Origin of the sequence: Thalassobacter stenotrophicus (assembly GCF_001458315.1) — a bacterium.
GTDB classification, from domain to species: Bacteria; Pseudomonadota; Alphaproteobacteria; order Rhodobacterales; family Rhodobacteraceae; genus Thalassobacter; species Thalassobacter stenotrophicus.
In genome coordinates, this window is record NZ_CYRX01000011.1 from 34,863 (window position 1) to 58,383 (window position 23,521).

The window sequence follows — 23,521 nt, forward strand, 5'->3', positions numbered from 1 at the left end:
CTTGGGGGCGCGGCACGGCTGCGCCCCCCACCAAGAAGTTTCGATATGACCTGGACCGATCTCCAAACCGACCTCGCGCAAGAAAACTATGTGGCGTCCGACGACCTGTCCGTCGCGCTGCACCTCGCACTTTCGCTGGGCCGCCCCTTGCTGCTTGAGGGCGCTGCGGGCGTGGGCAAAACCGAAGTCGCCCGGGCGCTGGCCGCCAACCGCGACGCAGAATTGATCCGCCTGCAATGCTATGAAGGTCTGGATGCGGCCCAAGCCATCTACGAATGGAACTATCAGCGCCAGCTGTTGACGATCCGCGCCGCCGCCGAGGATGGCGAAACCGGAAAATCCGTCGAAGCCCGCATTTTTTCGCGTGAATTCCTGCTGGAACGCCCGCTTTTAGCGGCCATTACCCGCCCCACGCCACCCGTCCTCTTGATCGATGAAATTGATCGCGCGGATGAGGAATTCGAAGCCTACCTGCTCGAAATTCTATCAGACTTTCAGGTCTCAATCCCTGAGCTGGGTACGATCACGGCGACTTCGCGGCCCATCGTGATCTTGACGTGTAATGGCACGCGGGATTTGTCGGACGCGCTGCGCCGCCGCTGTCTATATACCTACGTCGATTACCCTGAGCGCGGCGTTGAACTGGCAATCCTCAAGGCGCGCTGCCCCGCGATTGAGGACCGCCTTGCCGATCAGGTCATCGGCTTTGTGCAAACTCTGCGCAAAGAAGACCTAGAGAAAACACCCGGCATCGCCGAGACGTTGGACTTTGCCGCTGCCCTCATGGGGCTGGGCATTGCGGACCTGACCTCGGACCCGCGCGTGCTGCAATCGACCCTTACGACGCTTTTGAAAACCCAAAGCGATCAGGCCAATATCACCACCGAAGTCGCCCAGCGCATCGCGGGCAAAGCCGCATGAGCCACATGCCCCGCATACAGGGCGGCGCGGCATGACCCGCGTCACCAAATTCGCGGGCCGCGATCCGGGCCCGGCTGCCCGCATGGCTGGCTTTATCGCCCACCTGCGCGAGAACGGGTTGCGTTTGGGCGTGGCAGAGGCCGACACCGCGCTAACCGCCCTGACCCATGTGGATGCCACATGGCCGGACCAATCGCGCCGCGCCCTCAAGGCCGTGTGCACCGGCTGCAAGGAGGAGGCCGAGCGGTTCGATGCCTTATTTGACGCCTTTTGGCTGGATGCGGGTCGCGTGCGCACCAAAACCACCCCCACCCTCAAGGCCCCCAACAGCGACGATATCCACTCTTCGCGTCAGGCGCAGGGGCAGGACGCAGGCGGCGCGGGCCAATCCACCGCCCCCGATGGCGGCGACGGTGAGGCTGATACCGACGGTGAGGGCAAGCTGATCGCCACCAAGGTCCGCAACCTGATGCGCAAAGATCTGCGCGACATGGTCCGCCCCGAAGACATCGCCGAGGCCGAAGAGGTCGCCCGCCGTCTAGGTGCTGCCCTACGGGATCGCCGTTCGCGTCGGCGAATTGCGGCGCGCAAAGGCGACCGCATTCATTTTCGCAAAACCATCCGCGCCAGCCTTGCCACCGGGGGGGAGCCCGTCAAAATCCTGCGCAAAAAGCGCCCAGACCGCACCCGCAAAATCGTGGCGCTGTGTGATGTGTCCGGTTCCATGACTGTTTACGCACAAGTGTTCATGGCCTTTCTTGCGGGCTTGATGCGGGCCGATACGCAAGCTGATGCCTATCTGTTTCACACCCGCCTTGTGCGGATCACCGAGGCCCTGCGTGACCGCGACGCGATGCGCGCGATTGGCCGGATGTCACTGATGGCGGATGGCTTTGGAGGCGGCTCTAACATCGGGCCTTCGCTTGAACGCTTTGCCGACACATATGCCAAACGGTTTGTGGATGGCCGCAGCGTCGTGATGATCATGTCCGATGGGTATGACACCGCGCCGCCCGCCCACATCAGCGCCGCTCTCGCCAAAATCAAAAAGCGCGGCGCGCGGGTGATCTGGCTCAACCCGCTCAAGGGCTGGGCGGACTACGCGCCCGTGGCCACTGGTATGGCCGCTGCCCTGCCCCATCTTGACCTGTTCAAAGCCGCAAATACCCTCGGCGATCTTGCCGCCCTAGACCGGGAGCTCGCGCACCTATGACGTTCTTCGAAACCCTTCCAAGTGACATGGCCGAGGTCGTCACGGACCTAAAGCGCGGTGATCAACCCTTCGCTTTTGCGACGATCGTGCGCACCGCAGGCGCCACCGCCGCCAAACCCGGCGCCAAGGCCGTGCTCAGCGCGGATGGCACTATTCTGCGTGGCTGGCTCGGAGGTGGCTGCACGCGCGGCGCGGTCAAACGCGCGGCCCTAGAGGCACTGCAAAGCGGGCAACCTCAGTTAATCTCGGTCGCGCCCGAGGAACTTCTGGCCGAAAAGGGCGTGGCCCCTGGGGATGAAATCGAGGGCACGCGGTTTGCCCGAAATGGCTGCCCCTCCAAGGGCAGCATCGATATCTTTATCGAACCCTATCTGCCCGTGCCGCAGCTAACGGTGATCGGCGCCTCACCCGTGGCACAGGCCCTCTCGCGATTGGCGTCGGAGTTTCAGTGGTCCGTCAGCCCCGACATCGCCGAAACCCATGCCGCGCGCAAAAAGATCATCGTGATCGCGACCCAAGGGGCCGGTGATCTGGATGCCCTGACCCGCGCGCTAGAGGCAACACCAGACTACGTGGCCTTTGTTGGAAGCCGCCGCAAATACGCGTCACTGTCCGAAAAACTGGCCGCAAAGGGCATTGATCCCGCTGCCATCGCAGCCGTCAAAGCCCCGGCTGGCCTTGATATCGGCGCGGTCACACCCGAAGAAATCGCACTGTCCATTTTGGCCGAACTCGTCGCCGTGCGCCGCGCCGCCCTGCGCGACACCACGCCGGAATGACACTGCCCCCGAACCACCCCCTTTTTCCGACCACGCAGGAGATCGAAATATGCTAAGATTAAAAGACCTCTTGTCCCGCTTGCGGCGTTCATGCCTCATGACACCTGAGCAGTCGGACCAAATCGCTCGTATCAAATTTCCCTGCTGCTAATGAGGACACGCAATGGAACTCTCTGACGAAATCACCATCAACGCCCCCAAAGACCAAGTCTACGCCGCGCTGAACGACCCCGAAATCCTGCAACAATGCATCCCGGGCTGCGAAGAGTTGATCAAACATTCCGACACCGAGCTGGAGGCCAAGGTCCTGCTGAAAATCGGCCCCGTAAAGGCGCGGTTCGCAGGCAACGTTGTGCTGGATACCACGGGCGCGCCGGATGCATTTTCGCTGACCGGTCAGGGCACAGGCGGGGCCGCGGGCCACGCAAAAGGCGGCGCAGATGTGACGCTCACCGCCGATGGTGACAGCACGATCCTGCGCTATGAGGCCAAGGCCGAAATCGGCGGAAAGCTTGCGCAACTAGGCAGCCGCCTGATTGTCAGCACGTCCAAGAAACTGGCATCCAAGTTCTTTACAAAGTTTGCCGAAGTCGTGGACACCGAAACCGTTGGCTGAACCCATCGACTATATTGAGCAGCCTGCCGATGTGATCGCGCAGGCCGCTCGCCTGATTGAGGCTGGCACACGCTTTGCGCTGATCACGTCGGTCGAGATTCAGGGCGGCTCCGCCCGGGAATTGGGCTCACTCGCTTTGGTTGAGGCAAGCGGCCGAATGGTCGGCTACTTGTCGAATGGCTGCATTGATCGCGACATCCAATTCCAAGCCCAAGAGGCTTTGCACACAGGCACCAAACGGCTCCTGCACTACGGTGCAGGCTCGCCCTATCTGGACCTCAAACTGCCCTGCGGCGGCTCGCTCAAGGCGGTGATTGACCCCGCGCCGGACCATGCCGCAATCAAGGACGCACACACGGCATTGCAAGCGCGCAAATCCGCCGATCTGACCGTGACTTTGCCTGAGGGCGCAGGCCCTCGCACCTTTAGCTATACCCCCAAGTTTCAACTGATCCTCGCCGGGCGCGGCGCGGTTTTTCGCGCCACCGCCAAGGCCGCTCATGCCGCAGGGTTTGAGATCGGCGCGCTGTCTCCCGACCCCGAAGACCTAGAGGCCATCGCCCCCTTCGTGACCGCCCATAGCCACAGCCTCAGCTCGCCAGAGCACGCGCCCGCGATGGACTACATCGATGAACACAGCGCATTCCTGACCCTGTTTCACGACCACGATTGGGAACCTGCCCTTCTGGAACAAGCCCTGCGCACCGATGCCGCCTTTATCGGTAGCTTGGGCAGCACGAACGCGATGTCTTTGCGGATGATGTTGCTGCGGGAAAAGGGCGTGTCCGAGACACAATTGACCCGCCTGCACGGCCCTATTGGGATGATCCCCTCCCTTCGGGACGCCCAGCTGATCGCGATTTCTGCAATCGCCGAGGTCGTCACGCATATGCCCCGCATCATTCACCGCAACCAACGCGCCGCTTAACCACCGGACATGAAAAAGCCGCCCCTGCGGATCGCACCAGGGCGGCTCTTGATCGTACTCGGCCTAACGGGTGGTTGCTGGCTCAGGCTCCTGCAAGGGGGTCGCTTCGCCCTCCACCACTGCGTCCTCAGGCTCAGACGCATCAACCACCTCAGGCTCATCCGCCGCCTTGTTTTCAAGGGCACCCACGATCAGGGGCAGCATTTCGGTGTTCAACGCGGGCGCGTCGCCGGATGTCTTGGGCTCGGTCCATGCGAGCGTATCAAAGCTGCCGCATTCGTCACACAACGGCCCCCAAACGCCCTGCACATTGCCGCAAGCGTCACAGCACCACTGCGGCCCGCGCGATACCGTCAGCGCCCGTGCCAGCCAGCCGCGCACGACCACATCGTCCGCGCCTTCGCCCCGCTCAATCGCCGCCATAAGGGACAGGGCGCGGGTGGTTGGTTGGCTATCGGCGATGTCGCCCATCGCACGGCGCGCTGCGGCAAAATCCTCTGCCGCGATCTGCAATTCGGCCTCCAGCAGCTTGGTCTCGGCATGGCCGGGCAACAACTTTAGCAGAGGGGCAAACCGTTTGATCCGCGCTTGTGGCGTCTCATCGGCGGCGATCTGGGCAAAGGCCGCCGCAAGGTCGGGATGCGGCTGAGATTTCCACGCAGCCTTAAGCACCTTGGTCGCTGCACGTGCGTTGCCGCTGTCGATATGCATCCGCGCGGCCATGACGGCTGCGGGCACCAAATCGGGCGACATGCGGTTCGCCTCTAGGCTTTCGGCCCGCGCGCTGTCGGTTTTACCCTGCGCCAAGGCATCCCGCGCGGAGGCAAGCGCCAACACCGCTGAGCGCCGTTTGTGCACATCCTTGGGCAAGGACCCGGACTTCAGCTTGGCCGTTAACGTCTGACGCGCACCGACCCAGTTTTCGTCCTGCGCCTGTAGCTTTAACAAAACGTCCTGCGTTTCTGTGTGGCGCGGCTTCAGCGCAAACGCTTTTTCCGCCAGCTTCATCGCCTTATCGGTTTGTCCCGCCGCGAGTTGCTGCGACAGCAATCCACGCACGCCGACGAACCGTGTGCGGTCCTCTTGCAGCAGGCGTTTATACGCGGTTTCTGCCGTCAGCGCGTCGCCCGCACCTTCGGCGGCTTGGGCCGTCAAAAGGGTCGTCAAATCAGGGCGGCGCAGCAGGCGTTCGGCCTTTTGCGCCTTGGAAATCGCGGCTCGGTGATCACCTGAGGCCAAAGCCATCATCCCATCCGACAACGCCTCATACCCGCGTTTTTCCCGGTTCCGGTCAAAATACCGCGACAGCGCCGTTTCGTCCCCGTTGATAAACCGCAAAAGCGCCACCAACAGGCCCGCAACCTTTAACAGCAACCACATACCCAGCAACAAAACCGCCAGCGAGATCACCGCAATCAGCGGCGGCAGCGTGTATTCCGTGCCCAAAAGCACAATGCGGATGTAGTCGCTAGAGGCGATCAAGAACTCCGCCCCAAAGGCCAGCGCGCCGACTAAAGCCACAAAGACGAGTATTTTCAAAAGGGTCCAAAGCATGACAGATCCTTAATTTGCGGCTTCAAAATCAGAAAGAGCGGTGGTGGCAGCGGCGCGGGTTTGCGCGGCGGTTTGCCATTCTGCCAGCGGGGCCTGCGCGGCCTCTGGCAAGGCGGCGATCTCGGTCAATGCGGTGCCCCAATCGGCGGCGCGCACAGCGGCCTCGGCTCGGGACAGAACCGCATCGGGGTCATCCCCTTCGCGCGGAGTCACGGACCGTGCCCCCACTTGTTTTTGCACAAACGCTAGGATGCTGCCCGCAGCATCCCCTTCGGCTGCCGCAGCCCGGGCCGCCGCAAGCGATGCGCGCGACAGATCAGGAAAGGCGTCTTGCAGGCTTTCGGCAGTGGCAACCCCATCGGCGGCCACAGCGCTCAGCGCGTCTGGCACATTTTCAAGCGTGTCGAGGGCGGTCTCAAACGGCTCACCCGTTTCCAGCGCAGTGCGCACAACCTGCAACGCGGCAGCCGTTTGCGCGGCACGGGCGGCATTCAGCGCCTCGGTCTCAGCGTTCGCAAGGCCCTCGGCCTGAAGCGACGCCATGCGCTGCATATCCGCGGTCAAGGCAGCACTTGCCGCCTGTTGTTCCGCCAAAAGCGCGCGTAGATTGGCAAAATCACCCTCGGTGATCCCACTGTCATCCCCCACGGGGCGCGCCTCGAGCGCTGCAATTCGCGCCTCCAGCTGCGCAAGCTGTGCGGTCAAATCTGCGGCCGTTTGTTCCAGCGGCGCCACATCCGGCACCACAATCGCGGCGGCGGCATCACTGGCTGTCTGGGCTTGGCCCTGCGCCTCAGCCGCGCGGGCATCCGCCTCCGCCACGCTAGTTTCAAGCGCAGCCACCTGCCCCTGAAGCGCCACGACGGCCGCGTTCTCTTGTGGCATCAAATAGGTCGGCACCGCGTAGCCAAGGCCCGCCGCAATCACACCGCCCAACAAAAGCGGCACAAATCCGCTCTTCTTTGGCTCAGGCTCGGGGGTTGGTGGCGCTGGTTCGGGCGCAACATCGGCCTCAGCAGTTTCAATCTCGGGCGTCTCAAACTCTTCAAGCTCAAGCGCCTCAACATCTTTCACTTCGGAACTCTCGTCCACCGGCTCCGCATCGCCCAGTTCGACATCTTCAACCGTTTCCGGCACGGCTTCCTCGGTCACATCAAGAACTTCATCGGCACTTACCGCGTCCTCAATCTCAGGCATATCCGTACTCTGACTGGGCTCAGACACCTCAACCGCATCATCCGCGATTTCGGCTTCTTCTACGTGCGCCTTCTCTGAGGCCTTTGATTTAGACGACTTCGCCACGACTGACGGACCCCCTCCGAAGTGTACATGCGCAGGTGTCACCAAAAACTGACACCTACCGAGTCATGAGCTTAGTCCGCTTCGGTTAAGGTCTCAAGTGACGTGGCGAGAGGTCAGGCAATTTGCCACTTCTTTACGCATTGCATCCCCCGTCGGGGCCGCCGCGATGCGCAAATCAGCCGCCCGGATATCCGCCGCCGCCGCCGCCACTGCCTCACTCATGGCGCAGACAAAAAGCGTGGCGCGCAAAGACGTTGGCAGGGCCTTGGCCAAAATCTCTGCGGTGCGGGGCGAAAACAACGGCACACATATTGCGCCCTCCGCCCCCAATACCCCAAGCGCCTCATCGCTCAGGGGCTGCGCCACTTGGTCATAGATGCACTGGCCCGAGACCCGCAGGCCCCGCGCCTGTAACCGCCCCACAACATCGCCCCGCGTGAACCGCCCGTGCAGGTGAACAACCGGGCCCGGCTGCGCCACCAACGCGACCAACGCATCGGCAGTTTCGGCAACGCCCGCGACCTCAAACCCCAAGATTTGCGCCGCCGCAGCCGTGCGCGCACCCACACACCACGCCCGCCCCACAGCCCCGCCGCCCAGCGCGGCCCACGCCGTCACCCCCGCCTCAGAGGTAAAAATCACCGCATCGCCATCTGCCAAATCGGGCAACGGCCCGTGCGGCGCGATCCGCAACAACGGCGACACAACTGCGGGCACCGCGCGGCCCATAGCCGCCTCTAGGCCCGCCAAAAAGCGAGCCGAGGCCAAGGCAGGACGCGTCAAAAGCAAATGCAAGCGGGTGTCTCCGTTTGGGGCCCATTGTCAGCGCGGGGTCCCGATGTTACCTGCCCCTAGGCTGACCGAAGGAGGCCCATGGCACAAGTGCTGACAGTTCTGGGGCTCGAAAGCAGCTGCGACGACACCGCAAGCGCGGTCGTCCGCTTTGGCGCGCCCACGCCCATCGCGTCGTCGGTCGTGTATGGCCAAACCGCCTTGCACGCGGAATTCGGTGGCGTTGTCCCCGAAATCGCGGCCCGTGCCCACGCCGAGAAAATCGACCTCGCCGTAGAGGCAGCACTGCAAGAAGCCGACATTACCCTAGACGCCATCGACGCCATCGCCGTGACCGCAGGGCCGGGCCTAATCGGCGGCGTTTTGGCGGGCGTTATGTGCGCCAAGGGCTTGGCCGCAACGCGCGGCTTGCCGCTGATTGGGGTCAATCACCTTGCGGGGCACGCGCTGACCCCACGCATGACCGACGGCATCGCCTTTCCCTATGTCATGCTGCTGGTGTCCGGCGGACATTGCCAGTTTTTACGGGTTGATGGCCCCGATGACTTCACCCGTTTGGGCGGCACGATTGACGACGCCCCCGGCGAGGCCTTTGACAAAACCGCGCGCATTCTGGGCCTGCCGCAACCCGGCGGCCCCTCGGTTGAGGTGGCGGCCCAATCCGGTGACCCCAAGACCTTTGCCCTGCCCCGCCCCCTGCTGGACCGACCCAATTGTGACATGTCCTTCTCGGGCCTCAAAACGGCTGTTCTGCGCGCCCGCGACGCAGTGATCGCGCGTGACGGCGGCCTGCATGAAGCCGTGCGCGCCGACCTGTGCGCCGCCTTCCAAGCCGCCGTGCGGGACGTTCTGGTTGCCAAAAGCCGCCGCGCATTGGCTCTGTGCCCCGATGCCACGACATTCGCCGTGGCCGGTGGTGTCGCGGCCAACCAAACCTTGCGTGCCGGGCTGACCCAGCTGGCGGATGAGGCGGGCTTGCCGTTCTGCGCCCCGCCCTTGCGGCTGTGCACCGACAACGCCGCGATGATCGCATGGGCGGGCGCGGAGCGTTTGGCCCTTGGCGCGCGCGACGACATGACTCTAGCTGCACGCCCTCGTTGGCCGCTGGACACCACCAGCCCCGCCCTTCTGGGATCGGGCAAAAAGGGGGCCAAGGCATGAAGATCGGCGTTGTGGGTGCTGGCGCATTTGGCACGGCCTTGGCCGTGTCGCTCGCAGCTAACGGCCCTGTTTGGCTTTGGGGCCGCGCGGGTATGGAGGCTGTCGCCACATCCCGCACGACCCCGCGCCTGCCCGGCATTACCTTGCCAGAGGCAGTCCATATCACAGGTGATATCAACGGCTTGGCAGGCTGTGACGTGCTATTGCTCGCCATGCCCATGCAGGCGTTGGCCGATACGCTGCCAACGCTTTCCGGGCTACGCGCGCGTTATGCGGTGGCCTGCTGCAAGGGGATCGACCGGACCCGGCTGACCGGCCCGGCCGAGATTATCGCAAGCGCGTGGCCTCATGTGACCCCCGCAGTCCTGTCCGGTCCCAGCTTTGCCGCCGACATCGCGCGCGGCTTGCCCACCGCGCTCAGCCTTGGATGCGCCGATGAGGCCGCCGGATCTAAATTGCAGGACGCACTGTCCACCCCGACGCTGCGGCTTTACCGCACCACGGATGTGACCGGGGTCGAACTGGGCGGCGCCCTCAAGAACGTGATCGCGATTGCCTGTGGCTGTGCGATGGGCGCGGGTTTAGGCGAAAGCGCGCGGGCGGCGTTGATGACGCGCGGGTTTGCAGAAATGCAGCGCTTTGCGGCCCATGTCGGCGCGCAGCCCGAAACGCTTCAGGGCCTGTCCGGCTTTGGCGATCTGGCGCTGACCTGCACCTCGGCGCAGTCGCGCAATTATACCTACGGGCTTGCCCTTGGGGCCGGAACCACCCCAGCCCACGCCACAGTCGAAGGCCGCGCCACGGCCCAGGCCCTGCACACCCGCGCTGCAGCCGAAGGGCTGGACCTGCCGATCACCGCCGTGACTGCCGCGATTGTCACGGGTCAAATCACTGTCAAAGATGCTATGTCTCGCTTGCTCAGCAGGCGTCTAAAAGAGGAATAACCCCATGTTTTACGCTGTTATCTGCACAGACAAGCCCGGCCACCTAGAGGTTCGCCAAGCCAACCGCGCCGACCACGTGGCTTACTTGAAATCCACAAACGTCACGCAGGCGGGGCCGTTTTTGGATGCGAACGGTGATATGTGCGGGTCGTTGGTGATTTTGGACGTGGCTGACCGCGCCGAGGCCGAAGCTTGGGCCGCCGCTGACCCCTACAAGCTGGCCGATCTGTTCGCGGACGTCCGGATTGAGGCATGGAACCAGGTTATCGGCTGATGGCGGCGCACTGGCTCTTTAAATCCGAACCCTCTGTTTGGTCGTGGACCGATCAGGTCGCCAAGGGCGATCAGGGGGAAGAATGGGACGGCGTGCGCAACTATCAGGCCCGCAATTTCATGCGGGCCATGGCGGTCGGGGATTTGGGCTTTTTCTACCATTCGCAAGACCAAAAAGCGGTGGTCGGCATTGTTGAGGTCTGCGCCCTTGCCCACCCCGACAGCAGCACGGATGACCCCCGGTGGGACTGCGTAGACATCCGCGCAAAGACGGCACTGTCCCGGCCCGTCACGCTTGCGCAGATCAAGGCCAACCCCGAACTCGTGGACATGGCCTTGGTGAAATCGCCGCGATTGTCCGTCCAGCCCGTGACCCCGGAAGAGTGGGCCGAGGTCCTGCGCATGGCTGAAGCGTAATGTATACATAAATGTATACATTGATTTGGGCGCCACTTCACTGGACAGCACCCAGCGCGGCGGCGTAGGAGAGCGGCGACCTGATCCCGGAGCCGATGCCATGACCGACCAAATCCAAACACCCGCCGATGACCGCCTGATCGTGGCCATGGACGTCCCCAACGCGCTGGCAGGTTTGGCCTTGGCTGAGCGGTTGGGCGATGCGGTGTCGTTCTATAAGATCGGCTTGGGCATGTTGACCGGCGGTGGCCTTGCCTTGGCCAATGAGCTGAAGGACGAACACGGCAAGAAGATCTTCCTTGATATGAAGCTCTTTGACATTTCGAACACGATCGAAGCCGCGGTGCGTGGTTTGGCACAGTTCGATATCGATTTTCTGACGGTGCATGGTGATCCGCATGTGGTGCGCGCAGCCAAAGAAGGCGCGGCGGGATCGAACCTGAAAATTCTTGGGGTGACGGTGCTGACGTCGCTGGACCGAGCGGATCTAGATGCCTGCATGATCAAGGACGGAGCGATCGGCGATTTGGTCGTGGAACGCGCCGGGCGGGCCCTTGAAGCCGGTGCCGACGGGGTGATCGCATCGCCCCATGAGGCCGCATTGATCCGCGCCCTACCCGAAGCCACGGGCCGGTTGATTGTGACACCCGGTGTGCGGCCTGCGGGCGCGGCCTTGGGCGATCAGAAGCGGGTTGCCACACCTGCTTCCGCGATTGGGGATGGGGCCGACCACATTGTTGTAGGCCGCCCGATCCATACGGCCGTTGACCCGCGTCAGGCCGCACAGGCGGTAGTTCAGGAATTGCGGTCCATCTAGGGGTCTGAGGGGCGTTGGGGGCGCTGCCCCCGGCCCGAGCGGGCCTCCCCCGGGATATTTTCAAACCAAAGAAGCGCGGCTAGTCGTTGATGTCGTAGTCGAAGGTTTTGGGTTTATCGCCTTTGATCCGGAACATCAGGCGTAGGCCGATCCAGCCCGCCAGTGAAGCGATGGCGAAGATGGCCATCAGCGCGGGCAGGCCAAAGCCGGTTAGGACGCCGAGGCCGAGGCCCGCGCCGACCAGCCCCGCCCCGATTGCGAAGCCCAGCAGAACGAACGCGGGCGCTAGCATTTCGAGGATGCCGAGGATGATCGCCGCGACGATCCAGATCCACCATGTGGCCCAGAGCATCATGTGCGGCCCCGAAGCATTTTGAAGGCTTCACCGAAGGCATCCATTGCGGAGGCCGGGACGACCACGGTTTGGGAGCCTTGTGACGCGCCCAGTGAGGTCAACGCTTCTACCTGTTTGAGGGCGACTTGGTATTGTGCCGCCTCAAGGCCGTTTTCCTTGATGGCGTGTGCCACGACTTGGGTGGCGTAGGCCTCAGCGTCGGCTTGGACGCGGCGGGCTTTGGCGGCTTGTTCGGCGGCGTAGAGGTCTGCGTCGGCGGCGAGTTCGACGGCACGGCGCGCACCCTCAGCCTCGGTCACGGCGGCGCGGCGGGCACGTTCGGCGTTAAGCTGTTGGAGCATCGCGTCGCGGGTGGCTTGGTCGAGGTTCACGTCCAGCAGCTCGGCGCGCGTGACCTCAATGCCCCAGTCGTCGACGGCGGTTTCGACCGCGATCTTAATCTCATGGATGAGGCTTGAGCGGTTGGCCTGCACGTCGTCCAGTTCCATCTTGCCGATTTCGGCCCGGACGATGCCCGCGACAGTCGTGGCGATGGCGGCGTCCACGTCACGGATGCGGTAGACGGTGCGCTCAGGCTCGGTGATGCGATAGAACACCGACGTTTCGACCTGCACCAACACGTTATCCGCGGTGATCGCGTCTTGGCTGGCGTTTGGCAATTGGCGTTCGAGGATCGAAATCCGGTGCGCGACCTTGTCAAGAAACGGCACGATCAGGTTGATCCCCGGCCCAAGCACCGACCGAAGGCGGCCGAACCGCTCGACCACGTGCTTTTCGGACTGGGGCACGATCCGTACGCCCAGAAGGATCGTCGTGATAATAAAGCCGGCCAGCACGATCCAGACCGCGTTGTTTCCGACAAATCCCAATAAGATATCTTCAATGTTCATAATGCTCTCCAACACTGCCCCAAGGTCACATATAGGGCGTTCGCCCCCTTTGCGGAACCCATTGATGCGCGAGGGTTGTTGCGGGTAGATTGCCCCATGCCCACCCTTTGTCGCGATTGTTTGGCCCAGTTGGAGGCCGCGCCCCGGCGGTGCCCCGCATGTGGCTCACCCCGGTTGCTATCGCACCCGGAGCTATGGGATTTGGGCATCGCGCATATGGATTGTGACGCGTTCTATGCCAGCGTCGAAAAACGCGACAACCCAGAGTTGGCCGACAAGCCGGTGATCATCGGTGGGGGGCGGCGGGGGGTTGTGTCCACGGCGTGCTACATCGCCCGGATCAAGGGCGTACGGTCCGCGATGCCGATGTTCCAAGCGATGAAGCTGTGCCCCGAGGCTGTGGTCGTGCGGGGACGGATGGAGGTCTATGTCGAAGTCTCACGCGCTGTGCGGGCCTTGATGGAAGAACTGACCCCTGAGGTAGAGCCCCTGTCGTTGGACGAAGCGTTCATGGACCTGACCGGGACGGCGCGGCTGCATGGCGCCCCGCCTGCTGTGATGCTGGCGCAGTTAGTCAAGCGGATGCGCGAAGAGATCGGGATCACCGGCTCTATCGGATTGTCGCACAACAAGTTTCTGGCGAAAATTGCCTCGGACCTTGATAAACCGCAGGGGTTTGCGGTGATTGGCGCGGCAGAAACGGATGCGTTTTTGCAGGACAAACCGGTGCGGATGATTTTTGGCATCGGTCCCGCCGGGCAAGAGGCGTTGGAGACTGCTGGCATTCGCACCTTCGCGGATTTGCGCCGCTGGGATCGTGCCGATCTGGGTGCGCGATTTGGCAGTATGGGGGACCGTTTGTGGCACCTGAGCCGGGGGCAGGATCCGCGCAAAGTCTCATCCCGTGCGCCGGTCAAGTCGATCTCGAATGAGACGACATTTCATGACGATACGGCGGATGGTGACGTGTTGGATGGCCATATTTGGCGGCTGTCCGAAAAGGTCAGCGACCGAGCTAAGGCCAAGGGCATTGCTGGGCGGGTTGTGACGCTAAAGCTAAAGACGGCGGATTTCGCATTGGTCACCCGGCGGCTTTCGTTGGGGGATGCCACGCAGATGGCCGACCGGATTTATCGCACGGCGAAGGGCCTGTATGATGCGGCGGGCGTGCGTGGGCCGTTTCGGTTGTTAGGGGTGGGACTATCCGATTTGGAACCCGCAGAGGGCGCAGACCGCACCGGCGATTTGTTGGACCCTAACGCGGGCAAACGGGCCGACGCGGAGCGGGCCACCGACAAAATCCGCGCGCGTTTTGGTGAGGGGGCTATTCTCAAGGGCCGCGCCTTGCGCTAGGCAGGCGCTATGATTGATCCCGTTGACCTGACCGCCCGCCTTGTTCGCTGCCCCTCGATTACACCAGAGGAGGGGGGCGCGCTTGTCTTGTTGCAAGACCTATTGGAAGAGGCGGGGTTCAGCTGCACCCGCGTTGACCGGGGCGAGACCTCAAACCTATTTGCACGTTGGGGCGACAAGGGCCACGCGCGCACGTTTGGCTACAACGGACACACGGATGTTGTGCCCTTGGGCGATGTGAATGAGTGGACCAAGCCACCATTTGGCGCAGAAATCGAGGACGGCTGGCTATATGGGCGCGGTGCAACGGATATGAAATCCGGCGTGGCGGCCTTTGTCGCGGCAGCGGTAGAATTTGTGCGCGACACCCCGCCTGAGGGCGCGCTGATCCTTGCGATCACAGGGGACGAAGAAGGCCCCGCGACGGACGGCACCGTGGCCCTTTTGGATTGGATGGCGGCGCAGGGCGAGGCGATGACCTATTGCCTCGTCGGGGAGCCGACGTCAGCCGCAGACATGGGCGACATGATGAAGATTGGGCGGCGCGGCTCGATCTCTGCGTTTTTTACGGTGACCGGCACGCAGGGCCACGTCGCATATCCGCATAAGGCATTGAATCCAATGCCTGCTTTGGTCACGTTGATGGACCGGTTGAGCCGTCATGAACTGGATCAGGGCAATGCGCATTTTGATCCCTCAACACTTGCGGTCACGACGATCGACACTGGAAACACTGCGACCAACGTCATCCCGGCTGAGACGCGGGGCACCGTCAACATCCGGTTCAATGATACCCACACCAGCGCGTCGCTGACCGATTGGCTGCAATCAGAAGCGGACAAAGTGGCGGCGGAATTTGGCGTGAGCGTTGCGATGACGACCCGGGTGTCTGGCGAAAGTTTCCTCACGCCCCCCGGGCCACTGACTGATCTGGTTGCGCGCGCGGTACAGCGCGAAACCAACCGCGTGCCCGTGATGTCTACGGGTGGTGGCACGTCGGATGCGCGTTTTGTAATGCGCCATTGCCCCGTGGTGGAGTTTGGCCTTGTAGGGCACCGGATGCACGCTGTGGATGAGCGCGTTCGTGTGGAGCAGATCAACCAACTCAAGGGCATCTACACCTCAATCCTGCACGACTATTTTTCAGGCTAGTTGATACCAGGCACGTTCTTTAGATATCTCATTGAGATTTAACTAGGGCGGGCGCCCTGGCGGGTACTACGTTCGACTGGCACGGCACATTGTGCCAAACGCCAGCCGGAGACGCCATTGGACCCGCTATCGATAGTACTCAGCGTAGCATTCGCGCTTGGCTTAATAGCGATCATTCGAAGCCTGCGATCCAGCAAAGCGCCCCCACCGCCGCAGAATAGTGCCCCCAGTCCCAAAGCGGAGCGCCCCGTAGGGCCAAGCACGCCGGACCCCATATCGGTTGAACCACCCGCTGTGTCTGCCCCCGCAGAGACGGTTGCGATAGAAACATCGCAAGTCAAAGCACCAGCACCGGCACCGGCACCAATCCCGCCAAGATCCGCACCAATCAAGGTGACGGTCCCGGTGCAGCCCCGTGAAATCCTCGTCGCGGCGGCTTATGTTATTGATGGAGATAGCCTTCGGATAAAGAAACGTGAGATTAGATTGTTTGGCGTTGACGCTCCGGAGTTTAACCACCCGCATGGCAAGACTGCCAAATGGGCCTTATTCAAGCTGTGCAAAGGTGAGCGGGTGCATGCACACATCATCGCCGAGGACGACCATGGCCGCTGTGTCGCGCGATGTACGTTGGACGATGGCCGCGATCTTTCGGCAGAAATGGTCAAGCTGGGCCTTGCGCTGGATTGGCCCAAGTTTTCGAATGGTCGGTATCGCGCACTAGAGGCCGATGGCTTGCGTCGCAAACTCTGGCTGGCGGACGCGCGTCAGAAGGGGCGGATGCACGTATGGGACGCCTATGAGGCGCGACAGCGGGATCGCGCAAAAAACTAGGGGCGCCGCACTGCGACGCCCCATCAAAAATCAAAATGTCTGGATCAGTCGTCCCAGCCGGAGACGGCTTTGACCTCGGCGAACTCGTGCAGGCCCCATTTGCCCGCTTCGCGCCCATTGCCCGACTGCTTATAACCGCCGAACGGGGAGCCTTTGCCAAAGCCCTTGCCGTTGGTTTCCACCATGCCGGACCGGACCGCGCGCGCGACGCGGCGGCGTTTATCGGTGTCAGTGGTTTGGATGTAGTTGGTCAGACCGTAGGGCGTGTCGTTGGCGATCGCGATGGCCTGTTCCTCCGTCTCAAACGGGAGGATCGACAGCACGGGGCCAAAGATTTCCTCACGGTAGATCGCCATGTCGGGGGTCACATCCGCAAAGACCGTGGGCCGCGCAAAGTAGCCGCGGTTCATGCCATCGGGACGACCTGCGCCACCCGCAACGAGGCGTGCGCCTTCGTTGATGCCGGTCTCGATCAGACCCTGCACTTTGTTGAACTGTGCCTCGGACACGAGGGGGCCGATGTGGCGGCCCGGATCGCTGGCCAAGCCGACTTCGGTTTCATTGGCGGCTTTGGTGGCTTGGGCCACGGCCTCGTCATAGCGGCTTGCTTCGACCAGCATCCGGGTGGGGGCGTTGCACGATTGGCCCGTGTTGCGGAAGCACCGCGCCACGCCATCAATCACCGCGTTCGCATCGGCGTCTGCAAACACGATGTTTGCGCCTTTGCCGCCCAGCTCAAGGCTGACGCGTTTCAGGGTGTCGGCTGCAGCCTTGGAGATCGCGATACCGGCCCGCGAGGAGCCCGTGAAGCTGACCATATCCACGTCGGGGTGGCACGACAGCTGGCTGCCCACGCCCGGTCCATCGCCGTTCACGAGGTTGAATACGCCCGCGGGGACGCCAGCTTCTTCGAGGAATTCTGCGAACAGCAGACCCGACAGGGGCGCAACCTCGGAAGGTTTCAGTACCGCAGTGTTGCCCATCAGCAGCGCGGGCACCGCCTTTAGCACGATCTGGTTCATCGGCCAGTTCCAAGGCGTGATCAGCGCGCAAACGCCGATAGGCTCCAGCAGGGTACGCTCGGATGGGGATGAGGCCAGAGGCGCTTCAAATTCGATCTCTGGCAGAGCTTCAAGGAAGCCATCCATGTGCCATGTGCCGGCACCGACCTGATTGACCTTGGCCAACTGTTGGGGCGCGCCCATTTCGCGGCTGATGGCATCTGCCATCTCATCGGCACGGGCGATGTAGATTTCGCGCACGCGCTCCATCAGCTTGACCCGCTCCGCGAGGGGGGTTGCGGCCCATGCGGGGAAGGCGGCTTTGGCGGCGGCAACAGCGGCGTCTGTGTCGGCCTGCGCACCCAGCGCGATGGTTTCCGTGACTTCCTCGGTTGAGGGGTCGATGACGTCCATCGTGGTATCAGTGCTGGGGGCCACCCACTCACCGTTGATGAAGAAATGTCGTGCGTGTTTCATGGCTAAACTCCCTGTTTGCGCGCGTTATGCCGCAGATAGCCGTTGGGGGCCTGTTGTGCCACGACGGAATGCTTATATTTCACGACAACAGCCAAATTTAACGAGGAGTATCTCATGGGCTTGCGCATCAATCAGGTTGTGCCGAATTTCACGGCCGACACCAGCGAAGGCGAGATCAATTTTCACGACTGGATCGGCGACAGCTGGGCCATCCTGTTCAGTCACCCCAAGGATTTCACCCCCGTCTGCACCACCGAATTCGGTGCCGTGGCCCAATTGGCCGACGAGTGGGAAAAGCGCGGCACGAAGGTGATCGGGATTTCCGTGGACGGCGTTGAAGACCACCGCAAGTGGAAGGGCGACATCGAGAGCTATGCGGGCGCGAAAGCGGGTTTCCCAATCATCGCCGATGAGGACCTGACCGTGTCCAAGTTGTACGACATGCTGCCCGAGGACGCATATTTGCCCGACGGCCGCACCCCCGCCGATAGCGCGACGGTGCGTTCGGTGTTCGTGATCGGCCCGGACAAGCAGCTGAAGCTGTCGATGACCTATCCGATGACTGTGGGGCGCAACTTTGCCGAAATCCTGCGCGCGCTGGACGGGTTGCAAGCGGGCCTGAAGCACGGTGTCGCCACGCCTGCGAACTGGGTCCCAGGTGAGGATGTGATCATCCCGCCGTCGGTTTCCAATGACGATGCAAAGGCCAAGTTCGGCGCGTTCGAGACGATCTTTCCCTACCTGCGGAAAACCAAAGACCCCAGCTAAGCGGGGGCTTTGAGCGAATTGGAAAGGGCGGCTCCGGTGGGGTCGCCTTTTTTGTGGGCGAATGCACCGTGTGTAACCGGGGGATGAAACGCAAAAAGCCGCCCCAAGGGACGGCCTTCAACGGTTCGCGAACGATCTTAAGCTGCCAATTAACCTTGGCGGGCTTTAAACCGACGCTGGGTCTTGTTGATCACGTAGACCCGGCCCTTACGGCGCACCACACGGCAGTCGCGGTGGCGGCTCTTGAGCGAACGAAGCGAGTTCTTAACCTTCATGTTCTATCTCCTCAAGCGCGGCGCGCGGTGACGCCAGCAGTGGTACCCAAAAGGGCAAATGGTGGGCGATACTGGGATCGAACCAGTGACCCCTTCGATGTCAACGAAGTGCTCTACCGCTGAGCTAATCACCCTATGAAACACACACCCCTAGGGGCGCGGCTGTGGACGGGTCTATAAGCGCTCCCCGAGGGGCACGCAAGGGGACTTTTGGCAATTGCGCAAACCGGTCTATAGTAGTGTACCAGAGGAGAGCAAATGACCCCCGAACCCTACCATTTAAGCCTCCCGCAGGGGCGTTCTAGTGCCGTTGTGGTGGCCTCGCCGCATTCTGGCCGCACGTATACCCCTGCTTTTTTGGAGGCGAGCGTGTTGGATTCGCGGGGGATTCGGTCCTCAGAGGATGCATTTGTTGATTTATTGCTGGATCGGGTGCCCAGTTTGGGTGCGCCGCTGATTACGGCGGATGCCCCGCGCGCCTATGTCGACCTCAACCGGTCGCAGGACGAATTGGACCCTGCGGTCATTGAAGACATCCCTCGCAGCGCGCTGAACCCGCGTGTGAGCAGTGGATTGGGTGTCATCCCGCGCGTTGTGTCCAATGGTCGGGCGATCTATCGGGGCAAAATTTCACGCCGTGAGGCCTTGGCGCGAATCGAAGCGATTTGGCGGCCGTATCATCGGCAGCTTCAGTCGCTGTTGGACGAAAGCCGCACACAATTTGGCCGCGCGATCCTGATCGATGTGCATTCGATGCCGCATGAGGCCATTGATTCTGTCCACCACACCCAACACCTGCCCCCCGAGATCGTGCTAGGCGACCGGTTTGGCGCATCGTGTAACGGGCGGATCACCGATGCTGCCGAGGCTGCGTTTCGTCGCGCGGGGTTTCGCGTTGCGCGCAATGCGCCCTTTGCTGGGGCCTTTATCGCGCAGCATTATGGGCGGCCCTCGTACAATCAGCATGTCCTGCAAATTGAGATCGACCGCAGCCTGTATATGCATGAGCCGCTGATCCAGCCGAACGGTGAGTTTCACACATTCAAGGCGCGGTTTGAGGGTGTTTTGGCGGAGATCGTTGAAATTGGCGGCATGGGCATGCGCCCCCTCGCCGCCGAATAGCCCGCTTAGGCGTCTTGGTAAAACGTGGTGGTTTGGGCCACGACGACGGAGTTTTCGGCCAAGGCGCGGTCCATCAGGTCCTTTTCCTCATCCGAGATGTCGTGCCCTTCGGCCAGACGTTCCTGCAAGGTGCCGTAGCCGGTCACCTCAAGCGGCGCGAGATCCGCGTGCTTCAGGAGCGCTACGGTTTCGCGCACGGCTTCGTCCTCATCCACGCCAGCTGCGTAGCACATCAGTGCCGCACCTGTGGAGCCATCAGGCAGGCCATCGCCATCCTTGCGGCCCACTTCGACCAGAAGCGTAAAGACCTGCTGCGTGCGTTTGTGCTTTTTGGGTTTTTCATCCGTCATGCGCGCCAAATGGGGCCGCAGCCCTATTGATGTCAAGAGACGCGATCAGAACGAGAATTGGATACCGACGCCGAGCGATAGGGTCGCATCCTCGGTCACAATCGGGCTGTCGGTGATTGCTGGGTCGAGGAAATCGGCCTGCACTGTGCCAAACACCCGCACCCGTGGCGACACCGGCAGGGACGCGTTCACCCCGATGTAGGGCGACGTGGTCGCGCCGGGATCAAAGGCAGGTCGACCAATCAACGCCTCCGCCCCGGTGACCCCATACAAGTAGCGCGACAAATCCTGTGACCGCCACATCGCGCCCGCGTAGACGCCCAGCGGAATGGCCCCAAGGGCAAAGCGCTGCGTAAGGCGCAAGTCCGCCTCTTGGCCCTGATGCTCACCCGTGATTTCGTGCGCGACGGACAGGTTGAGCCGCGTGCCCTGTGCGAAATCCAGCGCGTAGCTAAGCCCCGCATCAAGGGTCACGTCACGATCAATCCCAGCCAATTCCGGGCTGTCGCTGTGCGTAAGGGCAAAGAATCGGGGCCTGAGAAAGATATCAAGGGCGGCCCGTTCACTCTGCGCGATATGTGCGGTGGCGCCGTTGGTTCCGATGTCAAAGGCTTCGGTACGCACGCCCAAGGTGGGCCGAATGGCGGTGGAGGTGGCCTCGCCCGCGTAGGGAGACGCAGCTGCACCCACAAACGCCCCGACATACATTCCATCCTGCGCCTGCGCGGGCAGAGCAATCAGGAAAAGGGCCAAGAGCCGGGCGATGAAACGGGCAACCATAGGTTAATCTCTAACACGCAGAGATTAAGGAAGCCTTATGCTGCCCAGAGCACACCTTTGGGCAGCATTTGATCAGTTGGCGGTGGGTTTAGTCCCGCAGCAGCTCGTTAATCCCGGTCTTGGAGCGGGTCTGTGCATCGACGCGCTTCACGATGACCGCGCAATACAGGTTCACGCCGTTTTTCGACGGCATCGAGCCCGCGACAACCACCGAATAGGGCGGCACTTCGCCGTAAGTCACTTCGCCGGTTTCACGGTCCACGATTTTCGTGGATTTGCCGATAAACACACCCATGCCCAGCACCGAGCCTTCGCGCACGATGCAGCCTTCAACCACCTCGGAGCGCGCGCCGATAAAGCAGTTATCCTCAATGATCGTGGGGCCTGCCTGCATTGGTTCTAGGACACCGCCAATGCCAACGCCGCCCGACAGGTGGACGTTTTTGCCGATCTGCGCGCAGGACCCGACGGTGGCCCATGTGTCGACCATTGTGCCGCTGTCGACATAGGCGCCGAGGTTCACGAACGAAGGCATCAGAACAACGCCGGGGGCGATGTAGGCGGACTTGCGCACGACGCAGTTTGGCACAGCGCGGAAGCCTGCGGTTTTCCATGCGTCAGCATCCCAACCGTGGAATTTGCTGTCGACTTTGTCCCACCATGTGCTGCCTTGTGGCCCGCCTGTGTGCGGTTCCATATCCTTAATGCGGAAGCCCAAAAGCACTGCTTTCTTGGCCCATTGGTTAACGTGCCAATCGCCATTTTCCAGCCGCTCAGCGACACGCAGGGTGCCGCTGTCGAGCGCGGCGAGGGTGTCCTCGATCGCGTCGCGGGTTTGGCCCGTGGTGTCAGGCGTGATGGCGTCACGACCTTCCCAGGCGAGTTCAATGGCGGTTTCAAGCTGTGCGTTGGACATGGGTGGCTCCCTCAAGCGGTGCAGTTCGATTGCGCGGGCTATAGCGGGCTGGGCGCGAGGCTGCAATCGGCCAGAGCGCCCCTACGTCAGCCCGCCCGTCCAAAATCTATGATTTTGCGGGGTGAACGGTCCGAAATGGCTAGGGTGTTGCAGGGGCCAATTTAGCAGCGCTTTGCCTTATTACCTGCACACTTATGCGGCACCATGGCCGGTGGCCACTTGCATATTTGAGACATTGGCCATCAACTGAAAGGACGCGTTCTGAAAGGATCTGCCATGAAAGATGATACCCGCCGCCACCCGTTTCGCGATAGCGAGCAGGACAGACACACCGCGGAGGCTGTACCCGACACGCCACAAACACGTGCCCCCGCCTACCGGCTCGCCTTTACGGATTCGGATTTTATGCTGCGCGAAGAACTGCGCCCGGTGCGGTTGCAACTCGAACTGCTCAAGCCGCAGATGATTATGGATGAGCGCGGGATCGACAGCACGATTGTCATGTTTGGCGGCGCACGCATCCCCGCGCCCGGCGCGCCTGCGCGGACCGAAACACTGGCCGGATTGTCGAAATACTACGATGAGGCCCGCACATTCGCCCGGCTCATGACCGAAAAATCGATGGAGACCTACGGCAAGGAAAACGTCATCGCGACGGGCGGTGGCCCCGGCGTGATGGAGGCCGGAAACCGTGGCGCGATGGACGCGGGCGGTGCCTCCATCGGGTTGAACATCGTACTCCCGTTTGAGCAGGCGCCCAACGAATACGTCACCCCGGACCTCAGCTTTAACTTCCACTATTTTGCCATCCGCAAGATGCACTTTTTGATGCGCGCCCGCGCGATCACGGTGTTTCCGGGCGGCTTTGGCACGCTGGATGAAACGTTTGAGGCCCTGACCTTGATCCAGACGCAGCGCATGGAGCCGGTGCCGTTTTTACTGTTTGGGGAGGCGTTCTGGCGGTCGATCATCAACTGGGAAACGCTCGCCGAGGCGGGGACGATCTCAGAAGAAGATCTCAAGCTGTTCCGGTTCGTTGAGACCGCTGAAGAGGCGATGGAGGCGATCGAGAACTGGGAAACGCCCTAGCTGTCGTCGCCTGAACGCGGGATGCGAGATTTGCGGTAGCTATCGTCCATGACGTTATCAAACTCGGACGGGGCGCCGCGGTCACGCATTGTGGGCGCTTGTTCGCCCGAGATGGGATCACGGCCGAAACGGTTTGGCCCATCCGTGCCTTTGAGGGCGAGAATAATCAGCAAGGCGAGCCCGCCGATGAACGGGACCAAGACGAGCAAAATCCACCATCCGCGCATATCCCGATCGTGTAAGCGACGCACCCCGACGGCCAGCGATGGCAGCAGCATCGCGAGCGACCAAAGCACATTGAGGCCATCGCTGATCAAGGCGGTGACCAACCCGATGCCAATGTTGAACAGAAAGAACCACCAGTATTCGGATCGCCGCGCGCGGCCCTGAAAATCCGCATACTTCGTCAAACAGGTTTTGACGGCCGTCACAAAATCCATGG

General features: G+C 62.0%; 27 protein-coding genes and 1 tRNA gene. 16 read left to right on the top strand and 12 right to left on the bottom strand.

The window, feature by feature from the left end:
• The first annotated feature begins 45 nt into the window (after positions 1 to 45).
• The 5 genes from THS5294_RS04650 (at position 46) to THS5294_RS04670 (ending at position 4,457) form a co-directional block, all read left to right on the top strand.
• Positions 46 to 921 (top strand): AAA family ATPase, encoded by an 876-nt coding sequence (locus THS5294_RS04650; protein ID WP_058122820.1) that lies wholly within the window; start codon positions 46 to 48, stop codon positions 919 to 921.
• 31 nt (positions 922 to 952) lie between these two features.
• A complete protein-coding gene (locus THS5294_RS04655) occupies positions 953 to 2,134 on the top strand; it encodes a vWA domain-containing protein (protein WP_058122821.1) in 1,182 nt (393 codons plus the stop codon).
• A complete protein-coding gene (locus THS5294_RS04660) occupies positions 2,131 to 2,913 on the top strand; it encodes an XdhC family protein (protein ID WP_058122822.1) in 783 nt (260 codons plus the stop codon). The genes THS5294_RS04655 and THS5294_RS04660 overlap by 4 nt, the downstream gene beginning before the upstream one ends.
• Positions 2,914 to 3,076: 163 nt before the next feature.
• The gene (locus THS5294_RS04665) at positions 3,077 to 3,529 is read left to right on the top strand and encodes an SRPBCC family protein (protein ID WP_038005780.1); all 453 of its coding nucleotides are present in this window, start codon (positions 3,077 to 3,079) and stop codon (positions 3,527 to 3,529) included.
• On the top strand, positions 3,522 to 4,457 hold the full coding sequence (locus tag THS5294_RS04670; protein WP_058122823.1) for an XdhC family protein: 936 nt from the start codon (positions 3,522 to 3,524) through the stop codon (positions 4,455 to 4,457). Before THS5294_RS04665 ends, THS5294_RS04670 begins: the two co-directional genes overlap by 8 nt.
• A gap of 63 nt (positions 4,458 to 4,520) precedes the next feature.
• On the opposite strand, the gene THS5294_RS04675 is transcribed toward THS5294_RS04670, so the two are convergent.
• The 3 genes from THS5294_RS04675 to THS5294_RS04685 form a co-directional block, all read right to left on the bottom strand.
• The gene (locus THS5294_RS04675) at positions 4,521 to 6,011 is read right to left on the bottom strand and encodes a heme biosynthesis protein HemY (RefSeq protein ID WP_058122824.1); all 1,491 of its coding nucleotides are present in this window, start codon (positions 6,009 to 6,011) and stop codon (positions 4,521 to 4,523) included.
• Positions 6,012 to 6,020: 9 nt separating this feature from the next.
• A complete protein-coding gene (locus tag THS5294_RS04680; protein ID WP_058122825.1) occupies positions 6,021 to 7,313 on the bottom strand; it encodes a COG4223 family protein in 1,293 nt (430 codons plus the stop codon).
• Positions 7,314 to 7,406: 93 nt separating this feature from the next.
• Positions 7,407 to 8,108, bottom strand: coding sequence for a uroporphyrinogen-III synthase (locus THS5294_RS04685; protein ID WP_058122826.1), 702 nt, complete (start codon positions 8,106 to 8,108; stop codon positions 7,407 to 7,409).
• 78 nt (positions 8,109 to 8,186) lie between these two features.
• On the opposite strand from THS5294_RS04685, the gene tsaD reads away from it, so the two are divergent.
• From tsaD to pyrF, 5 genes are all read left to right on the top strand, one after another.
• Positions 8,187 to 9,266 (top strand): tRNA (adenosine(37)-N6)-threonylcarbamoyltransferase complex transferase subunit TsaD, encoded by a 1,080-nt coding sequence (gene tsaD / locus THS5294_RS04690; RefSeq protein WP_058122827.1) that lies wholly within the window; start codon positions 8,187 to 8,189, stop codon positions 9,264 to 9,266.
• The gene (locus tag THS5294_RS04695; protein WP_058122828.1) at positions 9,263 to 10,210 is read left to right on the top strand and encodes an NAD(P)H-dependent glycerol-3-phosphate dehydrogenase; all 948 of its coding nucleotides are present in this window, start codon (positions 9,263 to 9,265) and stop codon (positions 10,208 to 10,210) included. Before tsaD ends, THS5294_RS04695 begins: the two co-directional genes overlap by 4 nt.
• 4 nt (positions 10,211 to 10,214) lie before the next feature.
• Positions 10,215 to 10,484, top strand: a complete 270-nt coding sequence (locus tag THS5294_RS04700; RefSeq protein ID WP_058122829.1) for a YciI family protein — start codon at positions 10,215 to 10,217, stop codon at positions 10,482 to 10,484.
• A complete protein-coding gene (locus THS5294_RS04705; protein WP_082644947.1) occupies positions 10,463 to 10,900 on the top strand; it encodes an EVE domain-containing protein in 438 nt (145 codons plus the stop codon). Before THS5294_RS04700 ends, THS5294_RS04705 begins: the two co-directional genes overlap by 22 nt.
• 100 nt (positions 10,901 to 11,000) lie before the next feature.
• On the top strand, positions 11,001 to 11,717 hold the full coding sequence (gene pyrF / locus THS5294_RS04710) for an orotidine-5'-phosphate decarboxylase (protein ID WP_058122831.1): 717 nt from the start codon (positions 11,001 to 11,003) through the stop codon (positions 11,715 to 11,717).
• 79 nt (positions 11,718 to 11,796) lie between these two features.
• On the opposite strand, the gene THS5294_RS04715 is transcribed toward pyrF, so the two are convergent.
• Entirely contained in the window at positions 11,797 to 12,072 is a 276-nt protein-coding gene (locus THS5294_RS04715; RefSeq protein ID WP_052068345.1) for an NfeD family protein, read from the bottom strand.
• Complete coding sequence (locus tag THS5294_RS04720) at positions 12,069 to 12,962, bottom strand: SPFH domain-containing protein (protein WP_038005768.1); 894 nt, start codon at positions 12,960 to 12,962, stop codon at positions 12,069 to 12,071. The genes THS5294_RS04715 and THS5294_RS04720 overlap by 4 nt, the downstream gene beginning before the upstream one ends.
• Positions 12,963 to 13,058: 96 nt before the next feature.
• Between THS5294_RS04720 and THS5294_RS04725 the strand changes: the two genes are divergently transcribed.
• The 3 genes from THS5294_RS04725 (at position 13,059) to THS5294_RS04735 (ending at position 16,301) form a co-directional block, all read left to right on the top strand.
• Complete coding sequence (locus THS5294_RS04725) at positions 13,059 to 14,315, top strand: DNA polymerase IV (RefSeq protein ID WP_058122832.1); 1,257 nt, start codon at positions 13,059 to 13,061, stop codon at positions 14,313 to 14,315.
• Positions 14,316 to 14,324: 9 nt separating this feature from the next.
• Complete coding sequence (dapE, locus tag THS5294_RS04730) at positions 14,325 to 15,467, top strand: succinyl-diaminopimelate desuccinylase (RefSeq protein ID WP_058122833.1); 1,143 nt, start codon at positions 14,325 to 14,327, stop codon at positions 15,465 to 15,467.
• 405 nt (positions 15,468 to 15,872) lie between these two features.
• Positions 15,873 to 16,301 carry a thermonuclease family protein gene (locus tag THS5294_RS04735; RefSeq protein ID WP_233486404.1) on the top strand — a complete coding sequence of 143 codons (429 nt, stop codon included), beginning with the start codon at positions 15,873 to 15,875 and terminating at the stop codon, positions 16,299 to 16,301.
• Positions 16,302 to 16,345: 44 nt separating this feature from the next.
• Here the strand turns inward: THS5294_RS04735 and THS5294_RS04740 are convergent, their stop codons facing one another.
• Positions 16,346 to 17,779, bottom strand: a complete 1,434-nt coding sequence (locus THS5294_RS04740; RefSeq protein WP_058122834.1) for an aldehyde dehydrogenase family protein — start codon at positions 17,777 to 17,779, stop codon at positions 16,346 to 16,348.
• A gap of 114 nt (positions 17,780 to 17,893) precedes the next feature.
• Between THS5294_RS04740 and THS5294_RS04745 the strand changes: the two genes are divergently transcribed.
• Complete coding sequence (locus THS5294_RS04745) at positions 17,894 to 18,547, top strand: peroxiredoxin (RefSeq protein ID WP_058122835.1); 654 nt, start codon at positions 17,894 to 17,896, stop codon at positions 18,545 to 18,547.
• A gap of 149 nt (positions 18,548 to 18,696) precedes the next feature.
• Here the strand turns inward: THS5294_RS04745 and ykgO are convergent, their stop codons facing one another.
• Together ykgO and THS5294_RS04755 are read right to left on the bottom strand one after the other, a co-directional pair.
• The gene (gene ykgO / locus THS5294_RS04750; RefSeq protein ID WP_050529488.1) at positions 18,697 to 18,822 is read right to left on the bottom strand and encodes a type B 50S ribosomal protein L36; all 126 of its coding nucleotides are present in this window, start codon (positions 18,820 to 18,822) and stop codon (positions 18,697 to 18,699) included.
• Between the two features lie 59 nt (positions 18,823 to 18,881).
• Positions 18,882 to 18,956 (bottom strand) — tRNA-Val (locus tag THS5294_RS04755).
• 124 nt (positions 18,957 to 19,080) lie between these two features.
• Between THS5294_RS04755 and THS5294_RS04760 the strand changes: the two genes are divergently transcribed.
• On the top strand, positions 19,081 to 19,944 hold the full coding sequence (locus tag THS5294_RS04760) for an N-formylglutamate amidohydrolase (RefSeq protein ID WP_058122836.1): 864 nt from the start codon (positions 19,081 to 19,083) through the stop codon (positions 19,942 to 19,944).
• Positions 19,945 to 19,949: 5 nt separating this feature from the next.
• Here the strand turns inward: THS5294_RS04760 and THS5294_RS04765 are convergent, their stop codons facing one another.
• From THS5294_RS04765 to dapD, 3 genes are all read right to left on the bottom strand, one after another.
• Positions 19,950 to 20,294, bottom strand: a complete 345-nt coding sequence (locus tag THS5294_RS04765; RefSeq protein WP_058122837.1) for a DUF8846 family protein — start codon at positions 20,292 to 20,294, stop codon at positions 19,950 to 19,952.
• Between the two features lie 45 nt (positions 20,295 to 20,339).
• Entirely contained in the window at positions 20,340 to 21,074 is a 735-nt protein-coding gene (locus THS5294_RS04770; protein WP_058122838.1) for a MipA/OmpV family protein, read from the bottom strand.
• 88 nt (positions 21,075 to 21,162) lie between these two features.
• The gene (gene dapD, locus THS5294_RS04775) at positions 21,163 to 21,990 is read right to left on the bottom strand and encodes a 2,3,4,5-tetrahydropyridine-2,6-dicarboxylate N-succinyltransferase (protein WP_038005756.1); all 828 of its coding nucleotides are present in this window, start codon (positions 21,988 to 21,990) and stop codon (positions 21,163 to 21,165) included.
• A 276-nt stretch (positions 21,991 to 22,266) separates the two neighbouring features.
• Between dapD and THS5294_RS04780 the strand changes: the two genes are divergently transcribed.
• The gene (locus THS5294_RS04780) at positions 22,267 to 23,079 is read left to right on the top strand and encodes an LOG family protein (RefSeq protein ID WP_038005755.1); all 813 of its coding nucleotides are present in this window, start codon (positions 22,267 to 22,269) and stop codon (positions 23,077 to 23,079) included.
• On the opposite strand, the gene THS5294_RS04785 is transcribed toward THS5294_RS04780, so the two are convergent.
• The gene (locus THS5294_RS04785; protein ID WP_072936693.1) at positions 23,076 to 23,519 is read right to left on the bottom strand and encodes a DUF805 domain-containing protein; all 444 of its coding nucleotides are present in this window, start codon (positions 23,517 to 23,519) and stop codon (positions 23,076 to 23,078) included. The two genes, THS5294_RS04780 and THS5294_RS04785, sit on opposite strands and share 4 nt — an antisense overlap.
• Between the last annotated feature and the right edge of the window lie 2 nt (positions 23,520 to 23,521).